Origin of the sequence: Aedoeadaptatus nemausensis, from assembly GCF_903819165.1 — a bacterium.
Classification (GTDB): domain Bacteria; phylum Bacillota; class Clostridia; order Tissierellales; family Peptoniphilaceae; genus Aedoeadaptatus; species Aedoeadaptatus nemausensis.
The window spans coordinates 84075-105439 of the sequence record NZ_CAIJCS010000022.1 but is presented as its reverse complement, the minus strand read 5'-3'; the positions used below and the strand labels follow the sequence as shown (position 1 = coordinate 105439).

The following is a 21365-nucleotide window of genomic DNA, read 5'->3' as shown; positions in this document are numbered from 1 at the left end:
CACAAAAAAAGATGCCCGAAGGCATCTCTTTTATTCATGTGTATGGGAAGAACAGTGGCCGCTGTCGCAGGAGCTGCATCCACAGCCGCAACCGCCTTCTTTTCGTTTTTTATAAATGGAGCGCACACCGTATGCTACGAGGAGCACGACGACGGCGAGTACGATAAAGTTTCCCATAATTCCTCCTATTCTTGTGTTTGCTCACGCCCGATGGGCACTTGCTTTTGTTTCGAGGGTTTTCTTGCGATCCCCCAAATGCAGGCGATGAGGAGGGCGAAAGCTATACCTGTCCAAAGGGTGAAGGGTTTGCCTTGAATCAGGCCACCGATTTGGAAGACGACCAATGCCACGGCGTAAGCGAAGCCCGTTTGGTAAGCCAGGGCGAAGAGGACCCAGAATCTGGATTTCATTTCTTCGCGAATGGCGCCGATGGCGGCAAAACAAGGTACGTTTAATTGATTAAACAGCATAAAGGAGAGGGCGCTTAAGAAAGTAAATTGGCTGATAACGAAGGCGTGTAAGCCGGCGTCGTTGCCGTCGGCAATGCCGCCGATAATGCCGTAGGTGGATACTACCGCTTCTTTCGCCACAAGGCCTGTTACGCTGGCCACAGTGGCTTGCCAGTTGCCGAAGCCCAAGGGGGTAAAGATGGGAGCCACGACTTTTCCGAAACCGGAAAGAATGCTGTCGGTGGATTCCGCAAATTCTACAAATTCGCCGTGTACGGAAATGTTTTGCAGGAACCAAATAACTACGGAAGCCACGAGGATGACCGTGCCCGCTTTTTTAACGAAGGCCTTGCAGCGTTCCCATACGCTCTTCAATACATTTTCAGCAGAGGGCATATGGTATTCCGGAAGTTCCATGACGAAGGGGGCCGGATCTCCTTGGAAGATGGAGGTCTTTTTTAAGATAAGGCCCGAAATGATGACGGCCAATATACCCGAGAAGTAAGCGATGGGCATAAAGTACCAGAATCCGAAGGAGGCGACGAATAAACCGATCAGGTTAACTTTCGCGCCGCAGGGCATAAAGCTCGCCACGACGACGGTCATGCGTCGGTCGTTTTCGTTTTCGATGGTACGGGTGGCCATGATCCCCGGTACGGAACAGCCGGTACCGATAAGGATCGGGATAAAGCTCTTGCCGGAGAGGCCGAATTTTCTGAAGATTCTATCTAAGATAAAGGCGATACGGGACATATAGCCCACATCTTCCATAATGGCGAGGAAGAGATAGAGGGTGGCGATTAAGGGCAGGAAGCCTAAAACCGCGCTGACGCCGGCGAAGATGCCGTCGACGACGAGGGATTCGAGCCAGGGGGACGTCCCCATGGACTCCAGCAATGTACTGACGCCGTCGGCGAGATATTCTCCGAAGAGGGTGTCGTTGACCCAGTCGGTAACCGGTCCGCCTACGACGACGGCACTTACATAGTAAATCGCCGTCATAATAGCTACGAAAATGGGAAGTGCCAAAATGCGATTGGTGACGATGGTGTCGATTTTATCGCTGGTGGTCTTTCCTCTCTTACCGGCCTTATAGTTCCCGGTGACGATATCCGAAATGGCGCCGTAACGGGCTTCGGTAATGATGCCTTCTCCGTCGTCTTCGTAGAAATCTTCGAGCTCCGCGATGCGGTCTCCGATTTTCTTTTCTTCATCGGCGGTTAGGTTCAGATCGAGTTTTTCGTCCCCTTCGATTAATTTTAAGGCGTAGAAGCGCTTGGAATCTTTCGCCGAGAGACCGGGCAAGATTTTATAAATGTCTTCCGCAGCCGATTCTAATTGAGGATCGTAAACGATATGATCTTTTTCATAGCGCGTGCTCGCCGCCTTGACAGCTTCCATCAAACCGTCCATATTTTCTTTTTTAAGGGCGGAAATCTCCACTACTTCTGCGCCGAGAGCTTTTGAAAGCCCTTCCCGATCGATCATGTCCCCTTTGTTGCGCACGACGTCCATGCGGTTCACGGCGACGACCACGGGAATGCCCAGATCCAAGAGCTGGGTGGTTAAGTAAAGATTACGCTCTAAATTGACGCCGTCGATAATATTGACGATGACATCGGGCTGCTCATTTAATAAGTATTTACGGCTCACCACTTCTTCCAGGGTGTAGGGAGAGAGAGAATATATGCCGGGCAAGTCGGTAATTTTAATGGACGTGTCCTTTTTATACTTCCCTTCTTTTTTCTCTACGGTTACGCCGGGCCAGTTACCCACGTATTGATGGGAGCCGGTCAAGGCATTAAACAAGGTCGTTTTGCCGCTATTGGGATTTCCCGCCAGTGCAATTCTCATCGGTTAGCCTCCTCTTCATCGATTTCCGTAACTTCTACTAATTCGGCGTCGGCTTTTCTCAGGCTAAGTTCATAGCCGCGTACCGTTATCTGAATGGGATCGCCCAAAGGAGCGAACTTACGCACGAATATTGTGGTGTTTTTCGTAATACCCATATCCATAATGCGACGTTTTAAGGGACCCTTCCCCGTAATTTTATCGACGCAATAGGATTTATTTACTTCTGCTTGACTTAAATTCATTGTTCACCTCACGCACTGACGCGAATACATTCCGCTAAATCTTTTCCAAGGCCGACGCGTACCCCTTTGACGATGACGATAATCGAGCCCTGTACATCGCTTACGACACGAAGATTAGCACCTTCTACAAAACCTAAGTTTTGCAAATGGGTGATCTGTGTCTTATCGAGTTTTCGATCGCGAATTTTTAGAACCTTCAGATCGACATCCTTCGGTGCTAAAAGTAAATTCATATGTATTCCTCCGATCTTGTTGATACCCGTTATCAGCGATGGCCGAAAAAAAAGATATCTCAAAAATCAATAGTATTTCTCATTAATGATATTATAACACTCTACATAATTAATGGCAATGAAATAATAAAGTTTCTCAATTTAAAATATTGTTCCCGATGTAAATCAAATCGTGAGACGAAAATGCTGAGGCCGAGTTAAAAATGGGGACAAAAAAATCGAGCGGCCATCGACCTGCTCGATTTTTGATTGCGCCGATTTTCTTTACTTAAAAAACTGTTCCGCAGTTTTGCTGATGACGGGTTCTTCTATTTCCACCATGCGATATTCCACCACGTCGGCCAGGGTCAGGGGATCTTCCTCGAATTTTTGAAGCATATCGTCGAGATGTTCCCCTTTTCCGATACCCAGTACGCCGTGGGCCCGACCGCCCATTATAAGGATGTGGCCGTCTTCCATTCCTTTTTTTAAGAAATTCTCAAATTCTTTTCGAAGTTCGCTGTTTTCTTCGTTTTCCAGAGAAAATTGGAAGGTTTTAAATTTTCCTTCGATGACATAATACTTCATAATTCCTCCTTTACAACGGTAATAGTGCCGTCTGAATTACCTATGGCGTCGGGATATTCCATGATGTACTCTGCTATCTCACGAGATATCCGCTCCCCATAAGTAATGATGGGAATTCCCGGCGGGTAGGGCGTGATCGTATCGGCGGCGACGGACCCTACACTTTCTTCCACGGGAAGGGATCGGGTCGGGCTGAAGAAGGCCTCTCTTGGCGAAAGGGCGATTTCCGCTTGGGGCGGCCTTTTCCAATATAATGTCTCCGGTTCTCCCGTAGGCAGATCCTTTAATTCCCCTATGAGCTTTCGAAAGTCCTCGTCCGTATTGTAAGGCGACAAGATGGCGAGGGCATAATGGCGATCGCCCATTTCTAAGTGAATACCCCTTTTCGCCAAGGATTCTACTACCTCACTCCCTTTTCTTCCCCCCATATGAAAGAGAAGCTTCGAGGGATCGTGGGCGATAAGCCCCCTCCCTTCTCGTCGAGGGACGTAGAGATCGCCTACACTTTTTATAATCTCCTCTCGCCAATAGTTTACTCGCTCGTCGTCATATTGTTCTTCCATGGCGGCGACGGCGAATTCCGAAGAAAGCATGGTGAGATAGGATGGGGATGTGGAGAGGAAGTGTTGCATTCCCTTCAGCACGCGGTTTCTTTCCTCTTCTTCCTTTAGGTGAAGGAGGGCCGCTCCCGTAAGGGCGGGGGCCGTCTTGTGGAGGGACTGTACGCTGTAATCTGCATAGTTGACGGCTGAATATTCTTTAAGTTCGCTGAAGGCCAGGTGAGCGCCGTGGGCCTCGTCGACGATAAGTTTCTTCCCCCGACTGTGGACGATGTGGGCGATCTCTTTTAAGGGCAAGATGCCGCCGAAATAATCCGGGCTCGTTAAAAACACGGCCTTTATTCCGGGATCGGCCTCCAGTGCTTCTTCCACGGATTCCGGCGTTATGCCTGCAAAGAGGCCCTCCTCCTCGTCCACTTCCCCTTCCAAATAAGAAAGGTTTAAATTCAAACTTACCGCAGCGTGGAAGAGGGAAAGATGGCTGTTGCGCTGGACGAGTACCTTATCCCCCGGCCTTGTGGCGAGGAAGAGGGCGATTTTTATGGCGGTCGTGGAGCCTGCGGGCACCATCAGGCTTTGAGCTACCCCGTAGGCCTTCCCTATATTTTCCTGGGACGCTTTGATACAGTCCTCGGGATTCAGGAGATTGTCGGCACCGACAATTTCCGTCATATCGTCTCGTAAATCAAAATCGAAGGTCACCCGATTTTTATGGCCGGGCATGGCGAAATTTACGTCTCCCCGAAAGGATCGGAGCCGTTCAAAAAGCGGACGTTTCACTTTAATACCCGGTGCGTCTTAAGCGCGCGTTTAGTTGAGCTTCGCTCATATTGTCGTAAGTGGCGCGGAGCTTTTCGAGCATTTCTTCTTTTTCGGAGAAACGGCCGATAATCGGCGCCATATTGTAAGCGTGACCGCCGAAGAAAAGGGCTCTGTCGTTTAATTCCAAATGTTCTAAAAGGTGAATCTCCTCGAGGAGGATGTCCCCTTCCGTCAAGGGAATGTATTCGCCTCGCATCATCTCCAGCTCCAGCTCCGTTCCCGGATGGACCGACGTGGTTAGGGGCGCCACGCTACGGGGCTGATGTTTGTTTAAAAGGGCCGCCGTCTCCTCGGCGTGAATGAAACTGTCTTCTTTTCCGGCAATACCTGTCATTACCATGCAAATCCAGTCAATATTCGCCTCTTCCAGCTTGGCAAGCTCGCGATACTCATCTTCTTGCGTGCAACCTTTTTTAATACGCTTCAGGGTGGGATCGTGGGCGGTTTCGATGCCGATATAGAGTTGATCATAGCCCGCTTTTCTTAGGCGCTTCAAATCGTCGACGGTTTTGTTTTTAATGTCGAAGATGGATGCGTAGCAGGTAATGGTTTCCACATGGGGCAGGTAATCGTGAATCCAATCGGCGAGGGTCAGAAGGTATTTCGTATCTAAAATGAAAGGGTCGCCGTTTAAGAGGAAGATTCGATCGATTCGATCACTGAACTGGGAGAGTTCCTGAAGATCTGCCAAGATCTGTTCTTTCGGCGCCGGGCGAAACGATACATCTTTGTACATCGAGCAGTAAGTGCATTTATTATGTGAGCAGCCCACCGTTACCTCGAGCAGGGGTGAATAAGCCTCTCGAGGGGGGCGAAATGTTTGTCCTGTGTAGTGCATAGTGCATCCTTTCTATTTTCATAATTTCGGTTCTTATCTTAACTATACCATGACCCTACTTCCCTTGCTATCTTAACCGCCTTTATACCGCAAAAAGGCTCCGCCAAGGGAGCCTTCATTTTAGGTTTTATTATCTTTCTCGAATCAACAGGTGTAAGAGATAGAGCACCAGGGCAAAGATGAGGATGACGGCAATGCCCTTTAAAAAGCTGACGCCGAAGAAAATTAAGGACAATCCGACGATGCTCGCGCCGTTTAGGACGGGTCCGCCGAGTCCTCCGGGCCCGGGCGTTTTGTGGGTGTAGCCTTTTGTGATTTCATAGCGATAGAGCAAAAAGCCTATGACGGCGACGACGCAGCCTGCAATTTGCTGGGGATCGGTCACCTGACCAACCATGCCCATAAGGCCCAGAATTTGCCGAAGGGTTAGGGCCAATAAGGCGACGAGGAGATAGGAACGTAGTTTTAAAAGATGTAATGATTTCACGGGGCCTCCTAAGAATAAAATATGTTTACTGAAAGTTTATCATACTTTCATCTGTAGGCAATAAAAAACGCAGCTTGCGCTGCGCTTTTCTTATCCTATTAACATAAAGATCAAGTGGGCCGATATACCTGCCACGAGACCGCCGATGGTATGGGATAAAATGGCTTTTCCTGCCAATGGGCGGGAATCCAATGCGTCCATCATGCCGATGTGGGTACTAAGGTAGCCGGACCAGCACATACCCATGGCCGTAAAGACGGCGATGTCGTTGGGAAATGCGACGCCGGTTTCGATAAAGTTCGGTACGAGGGAAATGGCCGCACCTACGGCGCCTAATGCCGTAATGGGAAATGCGATAGCTTCGGGAGATTGGAAACCGAATAGGGGTTCGAAGATAAATTGCAGCTTTTGTCCTACGAAGGGAAGGAATTTAACGCCTTCATAGGCAGCGCCTGTGTATTCTCCGCTTTCTCCCGGGCCGAATGTAATCATCATAACGAAAGTACATACGATAAGGACGCCGGGGATAATGGAAAGACCCATTTCAACACCGGTCTTGCCCCCTTCGAGGAGAGCGTCCAATGTTCTTTGGAAGAGATTTCCTTCGCGAATGTAGCGGAATTCGCCCTTCGCTTCCAGATCATCTATATCCATATCGTCGTCATAAGGTTCTTCGGCTTGATCGCCGTAATATTTTTTCGTCTGTGCCATCATTAAACGCACACTGACGATGGAACCGAGAATAGCGCCCACATTTCCTATAATGGCGGGGGCAATAAATTCTGTTCCTTGGGCAATCATAAAGGTAGTAACTATTAGCCCCATCCCGAAGGATGTACCCAGGTTACAGAGTGCCGGTACCTGATATTTCTTAAAGTATTGAGTAAATGTCTTATCCTTAGCAAAAGATATGATCGCCGGATTGTCCGATAAGAAAGTTGCTACTGCCCCCGTAATACTTGCGCCGGGCAGACCCCAAATCGGTTTCATGAGGGGGGCAAAGATCTTGTTAATAAGAGCAATTGCTCCGAACTCCGATAAAACGCCGCTTATGGCGCCGGCCAGTACCGCCATAGCCATAATTAAGAATACAGTTGAAAGTAGTAGATCGTGTGCCGTGGCCATCATCGTTTTGAACATCATGCCGACGCCCATTTTACGACCGATCAAGGCGAATCCACCGATGAATACGACGAGGAATACAAAAGTTTCCAGCCCTATGGCTTTTACTTTTTTCTTGCCGTTCGTGCCATCCATAATAACCTCCGTGCACTATACCGTAGTGCTTCTAATTTAATTTGTACAATAATATGTACTGTGATTTGTCTGTCTAAAAATAGACGACGATCAATCTTTAAATATATTATAATCGATTGTCATCATTTAGTCAATTCTCATCTGTCTTCTATCGATTATTTGAATATTAAAAAAACTAAACCTCTATAATCAGACGTTTCTTATATAGTTAAAAAAACTCCCATAGAATCATTCAATACAGACCCATAGGTTGTTTCATTATATTGAATCTAGCTGAGTTTTCTCAAATAAAAAAACGGCCTATGTTTTATATTTTTTAATTCTTGGTACAAAAACACAGTAGATTCAAAGTCTAGGCCATCTACAGGCTTATCTAAGACTAAAAAAGGTAATTTAAGGCCAAGAGCAGCTATAATGTAAAATTTTTGGCATTTCCCATAGATAGATCTTTTAGTATGTAGTTTTCATATTTGTTAAAATTAAAACCCTGCATCAAGGATTCTATGTAAGTTTCATCGATTTCTCTGCCATATATTTTGTACAAAATTCTGCATATTCCCAAAAACTCCAATACCTAAAGGCTTTATAATCTGAAAAAGCTGCCAGCCTATTTTCTTTAAAGTATGGGTCTTTGAAATCAGAATTTTTGCCCATAAAACTAATTTCATCCACCTTGTAATTAGAATGTATGTCCATAATAGTTTTGATAAGGGTTGTTTTCCCAGAGCCATTACTGCCTACAAGTGCCACAACTTCATTTTGATTGAGACTAAAACCGCACCCATCTAAGATGTTTTTTTCTGGCTCATGCCACGATTTTAAATTTTTAACTGTAAAAAGTTCTTCTACCATACCAGCCTCCTATAGAATAGTTTGCCCGTTAAACAAAATATAAATGTAAATTTATCATAACAAATATACGCCTTGACAAAATTTCGATATCTGCTACAATATACATGAACGCTCATTCATGTGAATAGAGGTGATAATGATAGCTATCAAAGATGAGGAAATTTTATTTGACTTAGCTGACCTTTTTAAGGTTTTTGGTGATTCGACTAGGCTTAGAATCATGAATGTGCTTTTTAGTGGACCCACTTCTGTAGGCGAAATTGCAGAAGTCTTGGATATGAGCCAGTCGGCTATAAGCCACCAGCTAAGGAGCTTGAAGGATAACAATTTGGCCAGTTCCAAGAGAAGTGGCAAGTCAATATACTACGAACTTGCCGATGACCACGTCAAGACGATTTTTATGATAGGATTAGAACATATTAAAGAATAGGAGAATATAATGAAAGTTAAATATAAAGTAGTAAGTGATGACCTATGTCCAAATTGTGCAGCAAAGATTGAAGAGGCTGTTAAGAAAATTGATGGAGTAAATGATGCCAACCTATCATTCCTAACTTTGAAGCTAAAGATGGAATTAGCTGATGGTGCTAATGAAGATGCTATCTTTGATGAGGCTAATAGACTTGCTGATAAACTTGAGCCAGGGACTGTCTTAGTGAGGTAGGATATGTTTGAGTCTATGACAGATTCTCATAAAAAGGAGCTTAGTAAACTTATAGCTATAGGTATTTTTACTGCTATATTAGCAGTATTAAGGAATACTATAGGTGAAAATATATGGATTGTGGGTGGTTTTTTATTAGCCTACTTGCTATCCGCATGGAATGTTTTGATAAAAGGGTTTAAGGGAATCATCCGTGGCCAGGCCATGGATGAGAACTTCCTTTTGTCTATAGCATCAATTGCAGCCTTCACCCTAGGCCAATATATAGAAGCAATTGCTGTAATACTTTTTTATAATTTTGGTGATTTATTTGAAAATATAGCAAGCCATAAGTCCCGCCAAAACATAGAAGGACTTCTAGACTTAGTGCCTGATGTGGCCAATAAGGTAAACCCAGATGGTTCTACTACAGAAATCGACCTAGATGATGTAGAAGTAGGAGATATCCTCCTGGTTCGTGATGGTGAGAAAATTGGTGTGGATGGTGTCGTTATAGAAGGTCACGGCCTCCTTGATACATCCTCTGTCACTGGAGAATCCATGCCAGTAGAAGCCGAAGTAGGGTCTGAGATTATATCTTCATCCCTTCTTACTGAGGGTATTATCAAAATACGCGCCCAAAAAGAATTTGATGATTCTGTTGCAGCAAAGATTATGGAGATTATAGAAGATTCCGCAGAAAGTAAATCTCAAAGTGAAAAAATGGTAACAAAATTTGCCAGAGTCTATACCCCAATTGTTGTAGCTATTGCGCTTATAGTAGCTATCATCCCTCCCCTATTTTTTGGAGGAGATTGGTATGAATATGTATTTTTAGCAGCTACATTTTTAGTAATATCATGCCCATGTGGCCTAGTATTATCAGTCCCACTAAGCTTTATGTCAGGCCTTGGCCTAGCTAGTGAAAATGGAATCCTTATAAAAGGAAGCCAGTATTTTGAAGGACTAAATAATGCCAAAGTCCTATTATCCGACAAAACCGGAACCCTCACTACAGGGAATTTCAAAGTAAAAGATATAGAATATTTTACTGACCATGATAGGGAAAAAATCCTCGATTATATATACAATATCGAGCTCATGAGTACCCATCCTATAGCAAAAGGGATAGTAGAAAGTCTAGACCGTGATGAAAAACATGATTTGTTTGAAGAAGTGACCAATGAAAAGGGCCTTGGTGTAAGAGCTACTAGCAAGGATGGCGACCTAATCAAGATAGGTTCTGCTAGATTTATTGGCTATGATGGAGAGGAAAATGACAGGGCAATCTATGTATCTATAGATGACAAACTTGCTGCAAAAGTAATAATCGAAGATGAAATCAAAGACCAATCATTTGAAACTATAGAAGATCTTCACAACTATTTTGAAAATATAGCTGTAGTATCAGGCGATGGCAAAAATGCAGTTGAAGAAACAGCCAAAGAACTTGGCCTAGATGACTACTACGCAGAAGTCATGCCAGACCAGAAGCTAGAAATTATGAAAGGCTACCAAGATAAAGGACTTCCTACAGTCTTTGTAGGAGATGGTATCAACGACGCCCCAGTCCTTACCAATGCAGATGTTGGTATATCAATGGGAGAAACAGCATCTGACCTTGCTATAGAATCATCCGATATACTCGTAGTTAACGGAGAATTTAGAGAGATGAGCAAGCTAATGAAAATCTCAGACCTTACCAATAGGACAGTAAGGCAAAACGTGACTTTCATAATGGCAGTCAAAATAGGAATCCTCATATCAGGACTACTAGGCTATGCAAATATGTGGCTAGCAATATTTGGAGATGTTGGAGTTACAATAATAGCAGTCCTATGGGCAATGAGGATTTTGAAAAAAGATATATAAAAGAGAAAGAGGAAGTTTTCATACTATCCTCTTTTTTGATTGCTAAGAATATATTGATATATTTCATTCTTGAAGTAGGGTATTTTAGGTCCGGCTGAAGGATTCTACTAAGCACTCTCTCAGCTGTCATCCTCTACCGAAGCCGGAGAGAACTCGTCCGGGCCATCTAATGCTTTATTCGCTACTACAGCAACGATCGAATCAAAGAAAAGTTAGGAGGTCTAAGTCCGAAACAATACCGTGAACGCATGCAATCCGCATAGAAAATAAGTTATGTAAAACAAAATCGAGTAAGCAAATGCTTACTCGATTAAGTCCAACTTTATGGGGTCACTCTAAGAGCCCCTTAGGGCCGTTTTTTATTTATTTTCTTTATCCTTCGCTACTACTTCGTCGATGCGATCTTGAAGTGCTTTTATTTTGTCTTGGGTATCCAGGCTTCCTTGAATGGGGTCCCCTACAATATTGCCGTTTCGATCGACGACGATGGTGGTGGGGAAGGCGAAAATATTGACGATCATTCCGTCGATGGCATCGCCTTCGTCGGGAACGATGTTTTGATAATTGACGCCCTTCGTCTTAAGAATGTCCTTCGCCTTATCGTTTTTATCCCGTTCTACTAAGAGACCTTTAAGGGCCACGTCCTGATCTTTCCAGCCGTCGGCTAATTTTTGAAGGGTGGGCATTTCCTGAACGCAGGCTCCGCAGTCAGTAAACCAAAAGTTTACTACCGTGGCGGCGTGTTCTTTAAATACGGATTGATCCAGTTTGTTGCCGTCTAAATCGGCGCCGGTGAATTCGGGGAATGTAGCGGGCATTTCCCCTTGTTGTGCTGCGCCCTGTTCGGCGGCTACATTTCCACTGTTTCCCGTATTTTCCGCCTTGTTGCTGCAGGCCGTAACGGGCACGGCAAGGGCCAGGGCTAAAAGTGCGACGGTGAGTTTCTTTAAGTTAAATTTCATGTTATTCTCCTTCTCTGCATTCTAATGAGTTGTTTTTATCTTCTTTAAAGCAGGACCATGTGGAAGAAATAGCATCCACCGGACAGGCTTCTATACAATCGCCGCAGCGAATACATTCTCGCTCGCGCTCCCCTTTGTAAATGGATACGTCCATAGGGCAAATTTTCTCACACTTCCCGCAACCGATGCAAGCATTACTTACATTAAGCTGCATAAAGGACAGCTTATTAAATAGAGAATAAAATGCTCCCAAAGGACAGATCCACTTACAGAATGGGCGATACATAATAATTGAAAGGATCGTTACGACGATCAGAGTGGCGAGTTTTAAATTAAAGAGGGATCCGAAGGCCGTGCGCATAGACGGGCGAACGAGAGAGATGGGAAGGGCGCCTTCCAAAATTCCCTGAGGACAGATGTACTTGCAGAAATAAGGCATGCTCATTCCCGTTTCGTCCACGATGAAAACGCCGAGCAACCACACGACGACGATCATAATGATGTATTTTAAGTACGTAAGGGCTTTAAGTTTCTTTGTCGAAAATTTCGGCGTGGGCAGCTTATGGAGTAAATCCTGAAACCATCCGAAGGGGCATAAAAAGCCGCAGACGAACCTCCCGAGCATGACGCCGATTAAAATCAAGATGCCCGTTATATAGTAGGAAAATTTAAAGGACGACGAACCGACCACCGCTTGAAAAGCTCCTACGGGACAGGCACCTGTAGCCGCCGGACAGGAATAGCAGTTAAGCCCGGGCACGCAACCTCGCTTGAGGGAGCCGGTGTAAAGCTTTCCGCTTGCAAAATTTCCCACGTGGGGATTGGTGGCCAGGGTCGCCAATCCCTGTAATAGATTTCGTCTTCTGAATATTTTTTTCGATAACTTCATCTTAACCGATCCCGATACATTCCAAGCAGATGCGCACGGCCTTGGCGAATACCGTGTCCACTTCTCCCCGCACCGCTCCGAAGGCTATAAAGGCAATGCCCATTATCAGCAATGCGTAACGCGATAACTGTCGATTCATGATCTCCTCCTTTTGTCCGTTCAACTGAAAACAGTATAAAATACCTTGTTGTGTATTTCCTGTTGTCTCTATGAAAATTATATTAACGGTTTGTGAAAAATTAGTATATAAGATCCATAAATGCTTCTGTCGGCGAAAAGTCCCGAAGTGAAATAATTTCTCTTTAGAAAAGGACCGGCGATCAAAATAATAAACCGCCTGTCATTTTATAGATTAACCTACCATTTTCTTTGTATTGTGTATATAATAAATTCAAGAGCGATGAACAAAGAGGTGATAACGTTTTCTCACTTTTGTCCTTCGCTCATCTCAAAGCAAGCAGTAATTGTACTTATTTGAATGTAAGGAGTGTGTTCATGAGAGAAAAAGTCTATAAGTCTATGGACGGTAACGAAGCGGCAGCTTATGTCTCTTACGCTTTTACTGAAGTAGCCACGATTTATCCCATTACCCCGTCATCTCCTATGGCGGCATTGGTAGACTCCTGGTCCGCCGATGGCAAGAAAAACTTATTTGATCAAGAAGTTCGCTTGGTCGAAATGCAAGCCGAATCCGGTGCATCCGCAGCACTTCACGGCTCCCTGGAAGCGGGCGCCCTCACCACGACCTACACTGCATCACAAGGTCTCGCCCTTATGATTCCCAGTATGTTCCGTACCGCCGGTTCTCTATATCCGGGCGTTATGCACGTCGCCGCCCGTACATTAGGTTCCCACGTACTTTCTATTTACGGCGACCACTCCGACGTTATGGCTTGTCGCCAAACCGGCTGGGCCATGCTCTCCTCTGCCAATGTGCAAGATTGTATGAACCTTTCCGCAGTGGCTCACTTATGTGCCATTGAAGCCAGCGTTCCCTTTATGCACTTCTTCGACGGCTTCAGAACTTCCCACGAAATTCAAAAAGTCGAAGTCATGGATTATGAAGATCTTCGCGACATGCTTAACTGGGATGCTCTCGAGCATTTCAAACAAAACTCGATGAACCCGGAACGTCCGAAGCAAAGAGGGATCGTTCAAAATCCGGACACCTATTTCCAATCGAGAGAATCCGTCAATGTATTCTACGATCGCATTCCCGAAATCGTAGAAAAATATATGGACAAGGTCAACGACTTAAAGGGCACGAACTACAAGTTGTTTAACTACTACGGCGCAGACGACGCGGAATATGTCATCGTCGGCATGGGCTCCGTCAGCGGTCTCGTTCAAGATACGGTAGATAAATTAAACGCTGCCGGCGAAAAAACCGGTTATCTCCAAGTTCACCTCTACCGTCCCTTCTCTAAAAAACATTTCTTAAATGAATTGCCGAAGTCTGTGAAACGTATCGCCGTTATCGACCGTACAAAAGAACCCGGCGGAAGAGAACCCCTCTACCTCGACGTTTCAGGTGCTCTCAACAATCTTAAAGACAGACCGGAAATCTTCGGCGGACGCTACGGCCTTTCCTCGAAAGACGTAGACCACGCTCAAATTAAAGCTGTTTTCGACAACTTAAAACAAGCCGAATCGAAAGACGACTTTACGGTCGGTATCGTAGACGATGTTACCTATCGTTCCCTTCCTGTTGATCACAGCTTCCAAATCGAAAATCCGAAGATCATCCAATGTAAATTCTGGGGTCTCGGCGGCGACGGTACGGTCGGTGCCAACAAAAACTCCATTAAAATCATCGGCGACAATACGGATATGTATGTTCAAGCATACTTCGAATACGACGCCAAGAAAACCGGCGGTATTACCAAATCCAATCTTCGTTTCGGCCACGAGCCCATTCGCAACTCCAACGCCGTTACCCACGGGGACTTTATCGCCTGCCACAACCAAAGCTACATTACCCGCTACGATATCGTCAACGAAATTCGTCCGGGCGGCGTCTTCTTACTCAACACCACTTGGGACGATGCCGAACTCGAAGAACGCCTTCCCAACAAGGTTAAGAAATACATTGCCGAAAACGACATTCAATTCTATACCATCGACGCCGTTCACTTGGCTGAAGAAATCGGCTTAGGACGTCGTACCAATACGATTTTACAATCCGCCTTCTTTAAACTTGCAGAAATCATTCCCATGGATGAAGCGGAACGCTTAATGAAAGAATTCGCTAAGAAATCTTACGAACATAAGGGCGAAAAGATCGTCAATATGAACTACAAGGCCATCGAAGTTGGTTACGAAAACCTCCACAAATTCGACGTACCGGCCGAGTGGAAAGACCTTACCGTCGTAGAACCTGAAGTGGATCAAACTTTAGACGAATACGTTCGCAATATGATGCTTCCCATTACGGAACTTCACGGCGACGACTTGCCCGTATCCGCTTTTAAAGGCTACGAATCCGGCTACATCCCCTTGGGAACATCCAAATACGAAAAACGCGGCATCGCCGTTCACGTTCCCCGTTGGCAACCGGATAACTGTATCCAATGTAACCAATGTTCCTTCGTCTGCCCCCACGCCGTTATTCGCCCCTTCTTGCTGAATGAAGAAGAAGTGAAGAACAAACCGGAAGATTTCCGTTCCATTCCCGCCAAGGGCTTTAAGGAATATGAATTTGCCATCCAAGTGGATCCCCTCGACTGTACAGGTTGCGGTAACTGTATCCAAACCTGCCCGGCCAAGGAAAAGGCATTGGTCTTCGAAGATCTCGATACTCAACTTCCCGAACAAAAGAACTGGGATTACGCTATGAGCTTGTCTCATAAAGAAAACCCGATGAACAAGTTTACCATCAAGGGCAGCCAATTCGAACAACCTCTACTCGAGTTCTCCGGAGCTTGTGCCGGCTGTTCCGAATCCCCCTATGCTAAACTTCTCACCCAACTCTTCGGCGACAGAATGTACATCGCCAATGCGACGGGTTGTTCCCAAGCTTGGGGCTGCGCATTCCCCATCGCACCTTATACCACCAACCACCAAGGTTTCGGTCCCGCATGGTCCAACTTATTGTTTGAAAACAATGCGGAATTCTGCTTAGGTATGTACCTGGCTAACGGCCAACAACGTGAAAAGATCACCATGGAACTTGAAAAAGTCGACAAGGCCATCGACGATGCCGACGCTAAGAAGGCATTCAAAGAATGGCTCGACAACTTCAACGAAGGTGAAGGTACGCGCGAACGCAGCGATGCCGTTATCGCCGCTCTTGAACGCTTGGATCTCGACGGCGAAGCTTTAGAAGCTAAGAAATATGTCCTCGACCACAAAGCGCAACTCACTAAGAAATCCTTCTGGATGTACGGTGGCGACGGCTGGGCATACGATATCGGCTACGGCGGTCTCGACCACGTCTTGGCAACAGGTGCCGACGTCAACGTCCTCGTCGTAGACAACGAACTCTACGCCAACACCGGCGGTCAATCCTCCAAGGCTACGCCTAAAGGATCGGTGGTACAATTTGCTGCAGCTGGTAAGAAGACCGCTAAAAAAGATCTCGGTCTCTTAGCTATGAGCTACCGCGATATTTATGTCGCAAAAGTCGCTCTCGGCGCCAATATGAACCACCTGATCAAGGTTATTAAAGAAGCCGAAGCTTACGACGGACCTTCTCTCATCGTCGCATACTCGCCCTGTATCAACCACGGTCTCAACAAGGGTATGATGTATGCTACTCAACAACAAAAAGAAGCTGTCGAAAGTAACTACTGGCAACTTTACCACTACAATCCCGATCTTATTAAAGAAGGTAAAAACCCGTTCATCTTGGATTCCAAGGAACCGACCAAATCCTATCGCGAATTCATTATGAGCGAAAACCGTTACGCATCCTTGCTCCGTCGCTCCCCCGAAGAAGGCGAAGAACTTCTCGACGCATCGGAAGAAGATGCAAAACAAACTTACGAACGCTACAAAGCATTGGCAGAAGATAAATAAAATCTGTCCCATACTATTAGGAGCCCGATCCTTTCGGGCTCCTTTTTATTTGCTGAAAATAGCGATAAGGAACGAGGATTATAAACTTCTTTTCACCGGATGATCGGTTTATTCAATGGAATAGTCCTCTACTGTTCACCATAAAGTTCTGCACAAAAAATCCGGTGAGATCTTTACTCTCTCCGGATCTTTATGATTTATGGAAATTTATTTCGTTTCATCGCCTAAATGCCGCAGTTTATCTACCTGTTCTTCTCTTCCGAGAACGATCAGAACATCACCGATTTTAAATGTGTAGTCGATAGGCGGGTTGAAAAGCATAGTTCCGTCGTCGATTTTCTTGATCGCCAAAACAATGAGGCCTGTTTTTCTCGGAATCTCCGCTTCGATAAGGTTTTTGTTTTCCAAATAGGAGTCTTTCTTGACATAGACTTCTTCCAAATCCAATTCCACATCACCGACTCGCGTCACCACGTCGAGAAACGACATAATATTCGGTTTGGTCATAAGGGATGCCATGCGTTTGCCGCTGATCTCTACGGCAGATAATGTTTTATCGGCGCCCACTTTCAACAGCTTATCGCTTCCGGATTTGGTAACGGCATTGGCAATAATATAGATCGTATCATTTAGGTTTCGCGCCGTAAGAACGGTAACGATATTGTCTACTTCCACGTCCAGAGTGGCAATAAGTCCCTTGGCTTTTTCGACGCCTGCGTGTTGTAAGACGCTTTCTTCCGTGGAATGGCCCTCTACCACTAAAATATCGTGATGGCTGTAATCGTCCAGATCTTCCCGATTATCGGTAATGACGACGAAATCTAACCTTTGGTCTATAAATTTGTCGATTATGACCTCCGCCGTCTCTCCGGAGCCGCAGATGATGTAGTGATCGCTCAGGGCGGAAATTTTTTTATCCATTTTGCTTCCCTTCCAATAATCTCTTATCTTACCTTCCACAAACATAGCCACCACCGTAGTAAAGGCGTAGCCGACGATGCCCACTCCCAGAAAAATCATAAGTACCGAAAATATTTCGGACGCATTACTGGTCGTGCCTATTTCACCGAAGCCGACCGTAGAAATAGTTATGACGGTCATATAAAAGGCATCTACCCAATCGACCTGCAATAAGAATTTGTAACCGATCATGCCGAAAATCAGCAGAAATGCAAAGGCGTACAGAACCAGTTTAAGTTTTCTTTTTTCTTCCATACTCTCTCTCCTTATGGCTTCGATTATAATATATTTTCTTATAAAAAGGTGAATAAGTATTTAGTATCTCTTTTTCTATAATTGCTCGGGAAGGGACGCTATTCAGTTGGAGTATCAAAAAAGCATCTCCGAATCAGGAGATGCTTTTTATGTAGCCGGAGTATCCCCGGCTTTTATACTAATTCGATAATCGCCATTTCAGCGCCATCGCCTCTACGCGGACCTACTTTGAGGATGCGCGTATAGCCGCCTTGACGTTCGGCGTAGTTCGGTGCAATTTCTTCGAAGAGTTTCGTTACGACGGTTTCATCGAAGATGTATGCCAACGCTTGACGTCTTGCGTGAAGATCGCCTCGTTTGCCGAGGGTGATCATTTTTTCAGCCATGCGTTTGGTTTCTTTTGCACGGGTCACTGTGGTTTCAATACGGCCTTCGCGTAATAGATCGGTTGTTAAGTTTCTTAACATTGCCCGTCTATGCGGCGTGGTACGACCTAATTTTCTGAGCTGTGCCACAATGGTTTCCTCCTTTATTCTTCGTTTTCCTTGAGAGAAAGGCCGAGTTCGGCAAGTTTTTCTTGCACTTCTTCAAGACTCTTCTTCCCGAGGTTTCTCACTTTCATCATTTCGTCTTCTGTTTTTTCCGTAAGTTCGTCAACGGTATTAATACCTGCCCGTTTTAAGCAGTTGAAGCTTCTTACGGATAGATCTAATTCTTCGACGGTCATTTCCAGGACTTTTTCTTTTTTGCCTTCCGGTTTTTCAACCATAATGTCCATATCGTTGACCTCGGCGGTCATGGATACGAATAAGTCCAGGTGCTCCATAAGCACTTTCGCCGCAAGGGATGTGGCCTCGTCGGCGGACATGGATCCGTCGGTTTCGACATCTAAGATCAAGCGGTCGTAGTCGCTTCTTAAGCCGACGCGCGTGTTTTCTACATTCCAGTTCACGGAGCGAATCGGGGTGTAGTTACTGTCTACGGGAATAACACCGATTTCTGTGATCTCGTCTTTTTTAAGTTCACTCGGTTCGTATCCTCTGCCTCGTTCGATGACAAGCTCCATGTAGAAGTCGGCGTCCTCATTAAGGGTAGCGAGGTGATGATCGGGATTGACGATGGTCACTCCGGCGGGAACTTCGATATCCCCTGCCGTAAGTTCTCCTGCGCCTTTTTTCTCGACACTTAGACGTACAGGCTCATCTTGATCACTGGTAAACACGATGCCTTTAATGTTCAAAATGATTTCGGGAACATCTTCCAAGATGCCGTCGATCACGCTGAATTCGTGTTCTACGCCGCGAATGTTGACGAAAGAAACGGCGCAACCGGGAAGCGAGGAGAGCAGCACGCGTCTGAGCGAGTTGCCCAATGTGATCCCGTATCCGTTTTCCAGGGGTTCTACAACAAATCTTCCCTTATTGCCGTCGTCAGATACTTGTTCAACTACGATACTAGGCTTTTCAATTTCAATCATGTTATGCGCCCTCCTATTGATGATCGGTGGAGACGTTCAAGTGAACAGGTAATCTGTTCAAGAATTAGACTCTACGACGTTTCGGTGGACGGCAACCGTTGTGAGGAATGGGAGTTACGTCTTTGATCATGGTAACTTCCAAGCCGGATGCTTGTAAGGAACGAATAGCAGCTTCACGTCCGCTGCCCGGTCCCTTTACAAATACTTCGACACTTTTTAAGCCGTGTTCTTTTGCTTTAGTAGCTGCTTCTTGAGCCGCTTCTTGAGCCGCAAAGGGTGTCGATTTTCTGGAGCCCTTGAAACCTAATTGTCCGGCACTGGACCAGGAGATCACGTTGCCGTTCGGATCGGTCAGGGTCACCATGGTGTTGTTAAAGGAAGAAGCGATATGCGCTTGTCCTTTTTCGATATTCTTGCGCACTCTCTTTTTGGAGCGCGTAGCTCTAGTTTGTTTAGCCATTTAGCCCTCCTACTTCTTCTTGGAAACTATTTTCTTAGGACCTTTACGCGTTCTGGCGTTGGTCTTTGTCTTTTGACCGCGAACGGGTAGGCCTCTCTTATGACGGATGCCACGGTAGCAGTTGATTTCGCGTAAACGCTTAATGTTTAAAGCGACTTCACGACGTAAATCACCTTCTACATTGTAATCGTCGATTACTTTACGAATGGCGCCTACTTCAGCTTCGGTGAGATCTTTAATATATGTGTTAAAGTCGACACCGGCTTTGGTTAGGATTTCTTGGGCGCGGGAACGTCCGATTCCGTAAATATAAGTGAGCCCGATTTCAGCTCGTTTTTCTCTCGGTAAGTCTATACCAGCAATTCTTGCCATGCCAACACCCCCTTATCCTTGTCTTTGTTTATGCTTCGGATTTTCGCAAATCACCATAACGCGTCCTTTACGTTTAATGATTTTGCATTTATCGCACATCTTCTTAACTGAAGGTCTTACTTTCATTTCGTCCCCTCCTAAACTATTTCTTTCTCCAGGTAATACGTCCGCGGGTCAAGTCGTAAGGACTGAGTTCTACTGTTACGCGATCGCCGGGCAGTATACGGATATAGTGCATACGCAATTTCCCGGAGATATGGGCCAGTATTTCATGTCCGTTTTCCAGCTTGACTTTAAAGTTTGTATTGGGTAGAGCGTCGGTTACGACGCCTTCCACTTCAATGACATCTTCTTTTGCCATGAAAGATCCTCCTTTATGCCTCTTGGAAGCGAGACAGTTGTTTACGAATATAACTATCGTTTAACGGTCTATCCTCGGGTTTTAGATCCACAAGAGAATGAGTTTTCTGCAAATGCATAGCCTTCTTCCGCTTGGGATGATCGAGCGTTCTTCTCTTGCCGTCCGCCAACAGAAGATATCTGTCGTCGATGACTTCCAAGACTACAAAGAATCCTTCTTTATCTCTGCCCGCCTTGGATTTTACTACCTGACCGACTCTAATATCAGAGGTCCCGATCATTGATTAAGCCTCTTTGCCGAGGCCTGCGCGAATCTCTTCAAATACGACGTCAATGTCTTTGGAACCGTCGATATCAAGCAGTAGTCCTTGCGCTTTATAATAGTCGATTAACGGGGAAGTTTGCCTTTCGTATACATCGATGCGCTTCTTCACCGTTTCTTCGGTATCATCGTCACGTTGAATCAAGGTCGCACCGTCGTCGTCACATTTGCCTTCGACAGCGGGCTTTTGATTCTTAATGTGGTACGTTCTTCCACAGGTCGGGCAAACCCGTCTGCCGACCGCACGGTCGATTAGAAGGTCGCTTGCCACGACGATGTTAATGACGCGATCAAGCTTGGTGCCCATTTGCTCCAATGCCGCATCCAATGCGACCGCTTGATTGACCGTTCTCGGGAAACCGTCCAGTAAAAATCCGTTTTCGACGTCGGGCTTTTTAAGGCGATCGACGACGAGGTCGTTTACCAGTTCATCGGGGACGAGTTCGCCGCGATCCATGTAGCTCTTGGCTTTTTTGCCCAGCGGTGTGTCGTTTTTAATGTTTTCGCGGAAGATATCTCCCGTGGAAATGTGAACGACGTCGAATGTGTCTACGATAGATGCTGCTTGCGTACCCTTACCGGCTCCCGGCGGGCCTAAAATGACTAGTCTCATAT

27 protein-coding genes are annotated in these 21365 nt (G+C 45.7%); 5 read left to right on the top strand and 22 right to left on the bottom strand.

What is annotated here, in order from left to right; genetic code table 11:
* Positions 1-30: 30 nt before the first annotated feature.
* The 10 genes from PEPTYR26121_RS07105 to PEPTYR26121_RS07060 all read right to left on the bottom strand — a co-directional run bounded on the left by PEPTYR26121_RS07105 (position 31) and on the right by PEPTYR26121_RS07060 (position 8161).
* Positions 31-177, bottom strand: coding sequence for a FeoB-associated Cys-rich membrane protein (locus tag PEPTYR26121_RS07105; protein ID WP_180500581.1), 147 nt, complete (start codon positions 175-177; stop codon positions 31-33).
* An 8-nt stretch (positions 178-185) separates the two neighbouring features.
* The gene (gene feoB / locus PEPTYR26121_RS07100; RefSeq protein ID WP_180500579.1) at positions 186-2303 is read right to left on the bottom strand and encodes a ferrous iron transport protein B; all 2118 of its coding nucleotides are present in this window, start codon (positions 2301-2303) and stop codon (positions 186-188) included.
* Positions 2300-2545 (bottom strand): FeoA family protein, encoded by a 246-nt coding sequence (locus PEPTYR26121_RS07095; RefSeq protein ID WP_180500577.1) that lies wholly within the window; start codon positions 2543-2545, stop codon positions 2300-2302. The genes feoB and PEPTYR26121_RS07095 overlap by 4 nt, the downstream gene beginning before the upstream one ends.
* An 8-nt stretch (positions 2546-2553) precedes the next feature.
* On the bottom strand, positions 2554-2778 hold the full coding sequence (locus tag PEPTYR26121_RS07090; protein ID WP_180500575.1) for a FeoA family protein: 225 nt from the start codon (positions 2776-2778) through the stop codon (positions 2554-2556).
* A 264-nt stretch (positions 2779-3042) separates the two neighbouring features.
* Complete coding sequence (locus PEPTYR26121_RS07085) at positions 3043-3345, bottom strand: hypothetical protein (RefSeq protein WP_180500574.1); 303 nt, start codon at positions 3343-3345, stop codon at positions 3043-3045.
* Complete coding sequence (locus PEPTYR26121_RS07080; RefSeq protein WP_180500572.1) at positions 3342-4685, bottom strand: aminotransferase class I/II-fold pyridoxal phosphate-dependent enzyme; 1344 nt, start codon at positions 4683-4685, stop codon at positions 3342-3344. The genes PEPTYR26121_RS07085 and PEPTYR26121_RS07080 overlap by 4 nt, the downstream gene beginning before the upstream one ends.
* A 1-nt stretch (position 4686) precedes the next feature.
* Positions 4687-5565 (bottom strand): radical SAM protein, encoded by an 879-nt coding sequence (locus tag PEPTYR26121_RS07075; RefSeq protein WP_180500570.1) that lies wholly within the window; start codon positions 5563-5565, stop codon positions 4687-4689.
* 130 nt (positions 5566-5695) lie between these two features.
* Positions 5696-6052 carry a hypothetical protein gene (locus PEPTYR26121_RS07070; RefSeq protein ID WP_180500568.1) on the bottom strand — a complete coding sequence of 119 codons (357 nt, stop codon included), beginning with the start codon at positions 6050-6052 and terminating at the stop codon, positions 5696-5698.
* Between the two features lie 90 nt (positions 6053-6142).
* On the bottom strand, positions 6143-7309 hold the full coding sequence (locus PEPTYR26121_RS07065; protein WP_180500566.1) for a CD0519/CD1768 family membrane protein: 1167 nt from the start codon (positions 7307-7309) through the stop codon (positions 6143-6145).
* Positions 7310-7810: 501 nt separating this feature from the next.
* On the bottom strand, positions 7811-8161 hold the full coding sequence (locus PEPTYR26121_RS07060; RefSeq protein WP_180500565.1) for an ATP-binding cassette domain-containing protein: 351 nt from the start codon (positions 8159-8161) through the stop codon (positions 7811-7813).
* Positions 8162-8297: 136 nt separating this feature from the next.
* On the opposite strand from PEPTYR26121_RS07060, the gene PEPTYR26121_RS07055 reads away from it, so the two are divergent.
* The 4 genes from PEPTYR26121_RS07055 to PEPTYR26121_RS09290 all read left to right on the top strand — a co-directional run bounded on the left by PEPTYR26121_RS07055 (position 8298) and on the right by PEPTYR26121_RS09290 (position 10939).
* Entirely contained in the window at positions 8298-8591 is a 294-nt protein-coding gene (locus PEPTYR26121_RS07055; protein WP_180500563.1) for an ArsR/SmtB family transcription factor, read from the top strand.
* Positions 8592-8600: 9 nt separating this feature from the next.
* Positions 8601-8825, top strand: coding sequence for a cation transporter (locus tag PEPTYR26121_RS07050; protein ID WP_180500561.1), 225 nt, complete (start codon positions 8601-8603; stop codon positions 8823-8825).
* A gap of 3 nt (positions 8826-8828) precedes the next feature.
* On the top strand, positions 8829-10676 hold the full coding sequence (locus tag PEPTYR26121_RS07045) for a heavy metal translocating P-type ATPase (RefSeq protein ID WP_180500559.1): 1848 nt from the start codon (positions 8829-8831) through the stop codon (positions 10674-10676).
* Positions 10677-10852: 176 nt separating this feature from the next.
* Positions 10853-10939, top strand: coding sequence for an IS3 family transposase (locus tag PEPTYR26121_RS09290; protein WP_180500601.1), 87 nt, complete (start codon positions 10853-10855; stop codon positions 10937-10939).
* A 96-nt stretch (positions 10940-11035) separates the two neighbouring features.
* Here the strand turns inward: PEPTYR26121_RS09290 and PEPTYR26121_RS07035 are convergent, their stop codons facing one another.
* The 3 genes from PEPTYR26121_RS07035 to PEPTYR26121_RS07025 are packed head-to-tail and all read right to left on the bottom strand — an operon-like array spanning position 11036 to position 12666.
* Positions 11036-11638, bottom strand: a complete 603-nt coding sequence (locus PEPTYR26121_RS07035) for a TlpA family protein disulfide reductase (protein ID WP_180500558.1) — start codon at positions 11636-11638, stop codon at positions 11036-11038.
* A gap of 1 nt (position 11639) precedes the next feature.
* Positions 11640-12527 (bottom strand): 4Fe-4S binding protein, encoded by an 888-nt coding sequence (locus PEPTYR26121_RS07030; RefSeq protein ID WP_180500556.1) that lies wholly within the window; start codon positions 12525-12527, stop codon positions 11640-11642.
* A 1-nt stretch (position 12528) separates the two neighbouring features.
* Positions 12529-12666, bottom strand: a complete 138-nt coding sequence (locus PEPTYR26121_RS07025) for a CD1871A family CXXC motif-containing protein (protein ID WP_180500554.1) — start codon at positions 12664-12666, stop codon at positions 12529-12531.
* Positions 12667-13022: 356 nt separating this feature from the next.
* Here PEPTYR26121_RS07025 and nifJ point away from each other — a divergent pair, with 356 nt between their 5' ends.
* The gene (gene nifJ / locus PEPTYR26121_RS07020; protein ID WP_180500552.1) at positions 13023-16544 is read left to right on the top strand and encodes a pyruvate:ferredoxin (flavodoxin) oxidoreductase; all 3522 of its coding nucleotides are present in this window, start codon (positions 13023-13025) and stop codon (positions 16542-16544) included.
* 207 nt (positions 16545-16751) lie between these two features.
* On the opposite strand, the gene PEPTYR26121_RS07015 is transcribed toward nifJ, so the two are convergent.
* The 9 genes from PEPTYR26121_RS07015 to PEPTYR26121_RS06975 all read right to left on the bottom strand — a co-directional run bounded on the left by PEPTYR26121_RS07015 (position 16752) and on the right by PEPTYR26121_RS06975 (position 21363).
* Positions 16752-17759, bottom strand: a complete 1008-nt coding sequence (locus PEPTYR26121_RS07015) for a potassium channel family protein (protein ID WP_180500550.1) — start codon at positions 17757-17759, stop codon at positions 16752-16754.
* A gap of 173 nt (positions 17760-17932) precedes the next feature.
* Positions 17933-18274, bottom strand: a complete 342-nt coding sequence (rplQ, locus tag PEPTYR26121_RS07010; RefSeq protein WP_180500548.1) for a 50S ribosomal protein L17 — start codon at positions 18272-18274, stop codon at positions 17933-17935.
* A gap of 14 nt (positions 18275-18288) precedes the next feature.
* Complete coding sequence (locus PEPTYR26121_RS07005; protein ID WP_180500546.1) at positions 18289-19236, bottom strand: DNA-directed RNA polymerase subunit alpha; 948 nt, start codon at positions 19234-19236, stop codon at positions 18289-18291.
* Between the two features lie 64 nt (positions 19237-19300).
* Entirely contained in the window at positions 19301-19696 is a 396-nt protein-coding gene (gene rpsK, locus PEPTYR26121_RS07000) for a 30S ribosomal protein S11 (RefSeq protein WP_180500544.1), read from the bottom strand.
* Between the two features lie 9 nt (positions 19697-19705).
* On the bottom strand, positions 19706-20068 hold the full coding sequence (rpsM, locus tag PEPTYR26121_RS06995) for a 30S ribosomal protein S13 (protein ID WP_180500542.1): 363 nt from the start codon (positions 20066-20068) through the stop codon (positions 19706-19708).
* 12 nt (positions 20069-20080) lie between these two features.
* A complete protein-coding gene (rpmJ, locus tag PEPTYR26121_RS06990; protein ID WP_008859825.1) occupies positions 20081-20194 on the bottom strand; it encodes a 50S ribosomal protein L36 in 114 nt (37 codons plus the stop codon).
* 16 nt (positions 20195-20210) lie between these two features.
* Entirely contained in the window at positions 20211-20429 is a 219-nt protein-coding gene (gene infA / locus PEPTYR26121_RS06985; protein WP_068368873.1) for a translation initiation factor IF-1, read from the bottom strand.
* Positions 20430-20442: 13 nt separating this feature from the next.
* On the bottom strand, positions 20443-20709 hold the full coding sequence (locus PEPTYR26121_RS06980) for a KOW domain-containing RNA-binding protein (RefSeq protein WP_068368876.1): 267 nt from the start codon (positions 20707-20709) through the stop codon (positions 20443-20445).
* A gap of 3 nt (positions 20710-20712) precedes the next feature.
* On the bottom strand, positions 20713-21363 hold the full coding sequence (locus PEPTYR26121_RS06975) for an adenylate kinase (protein WP_180500540.1): 651 nt from the start codon (positions 21361-21363) through the stop codon (positions 20713-20715).
* Between the last annotated feature and the right edge of the window lie 2 nt (positions 21364-21365).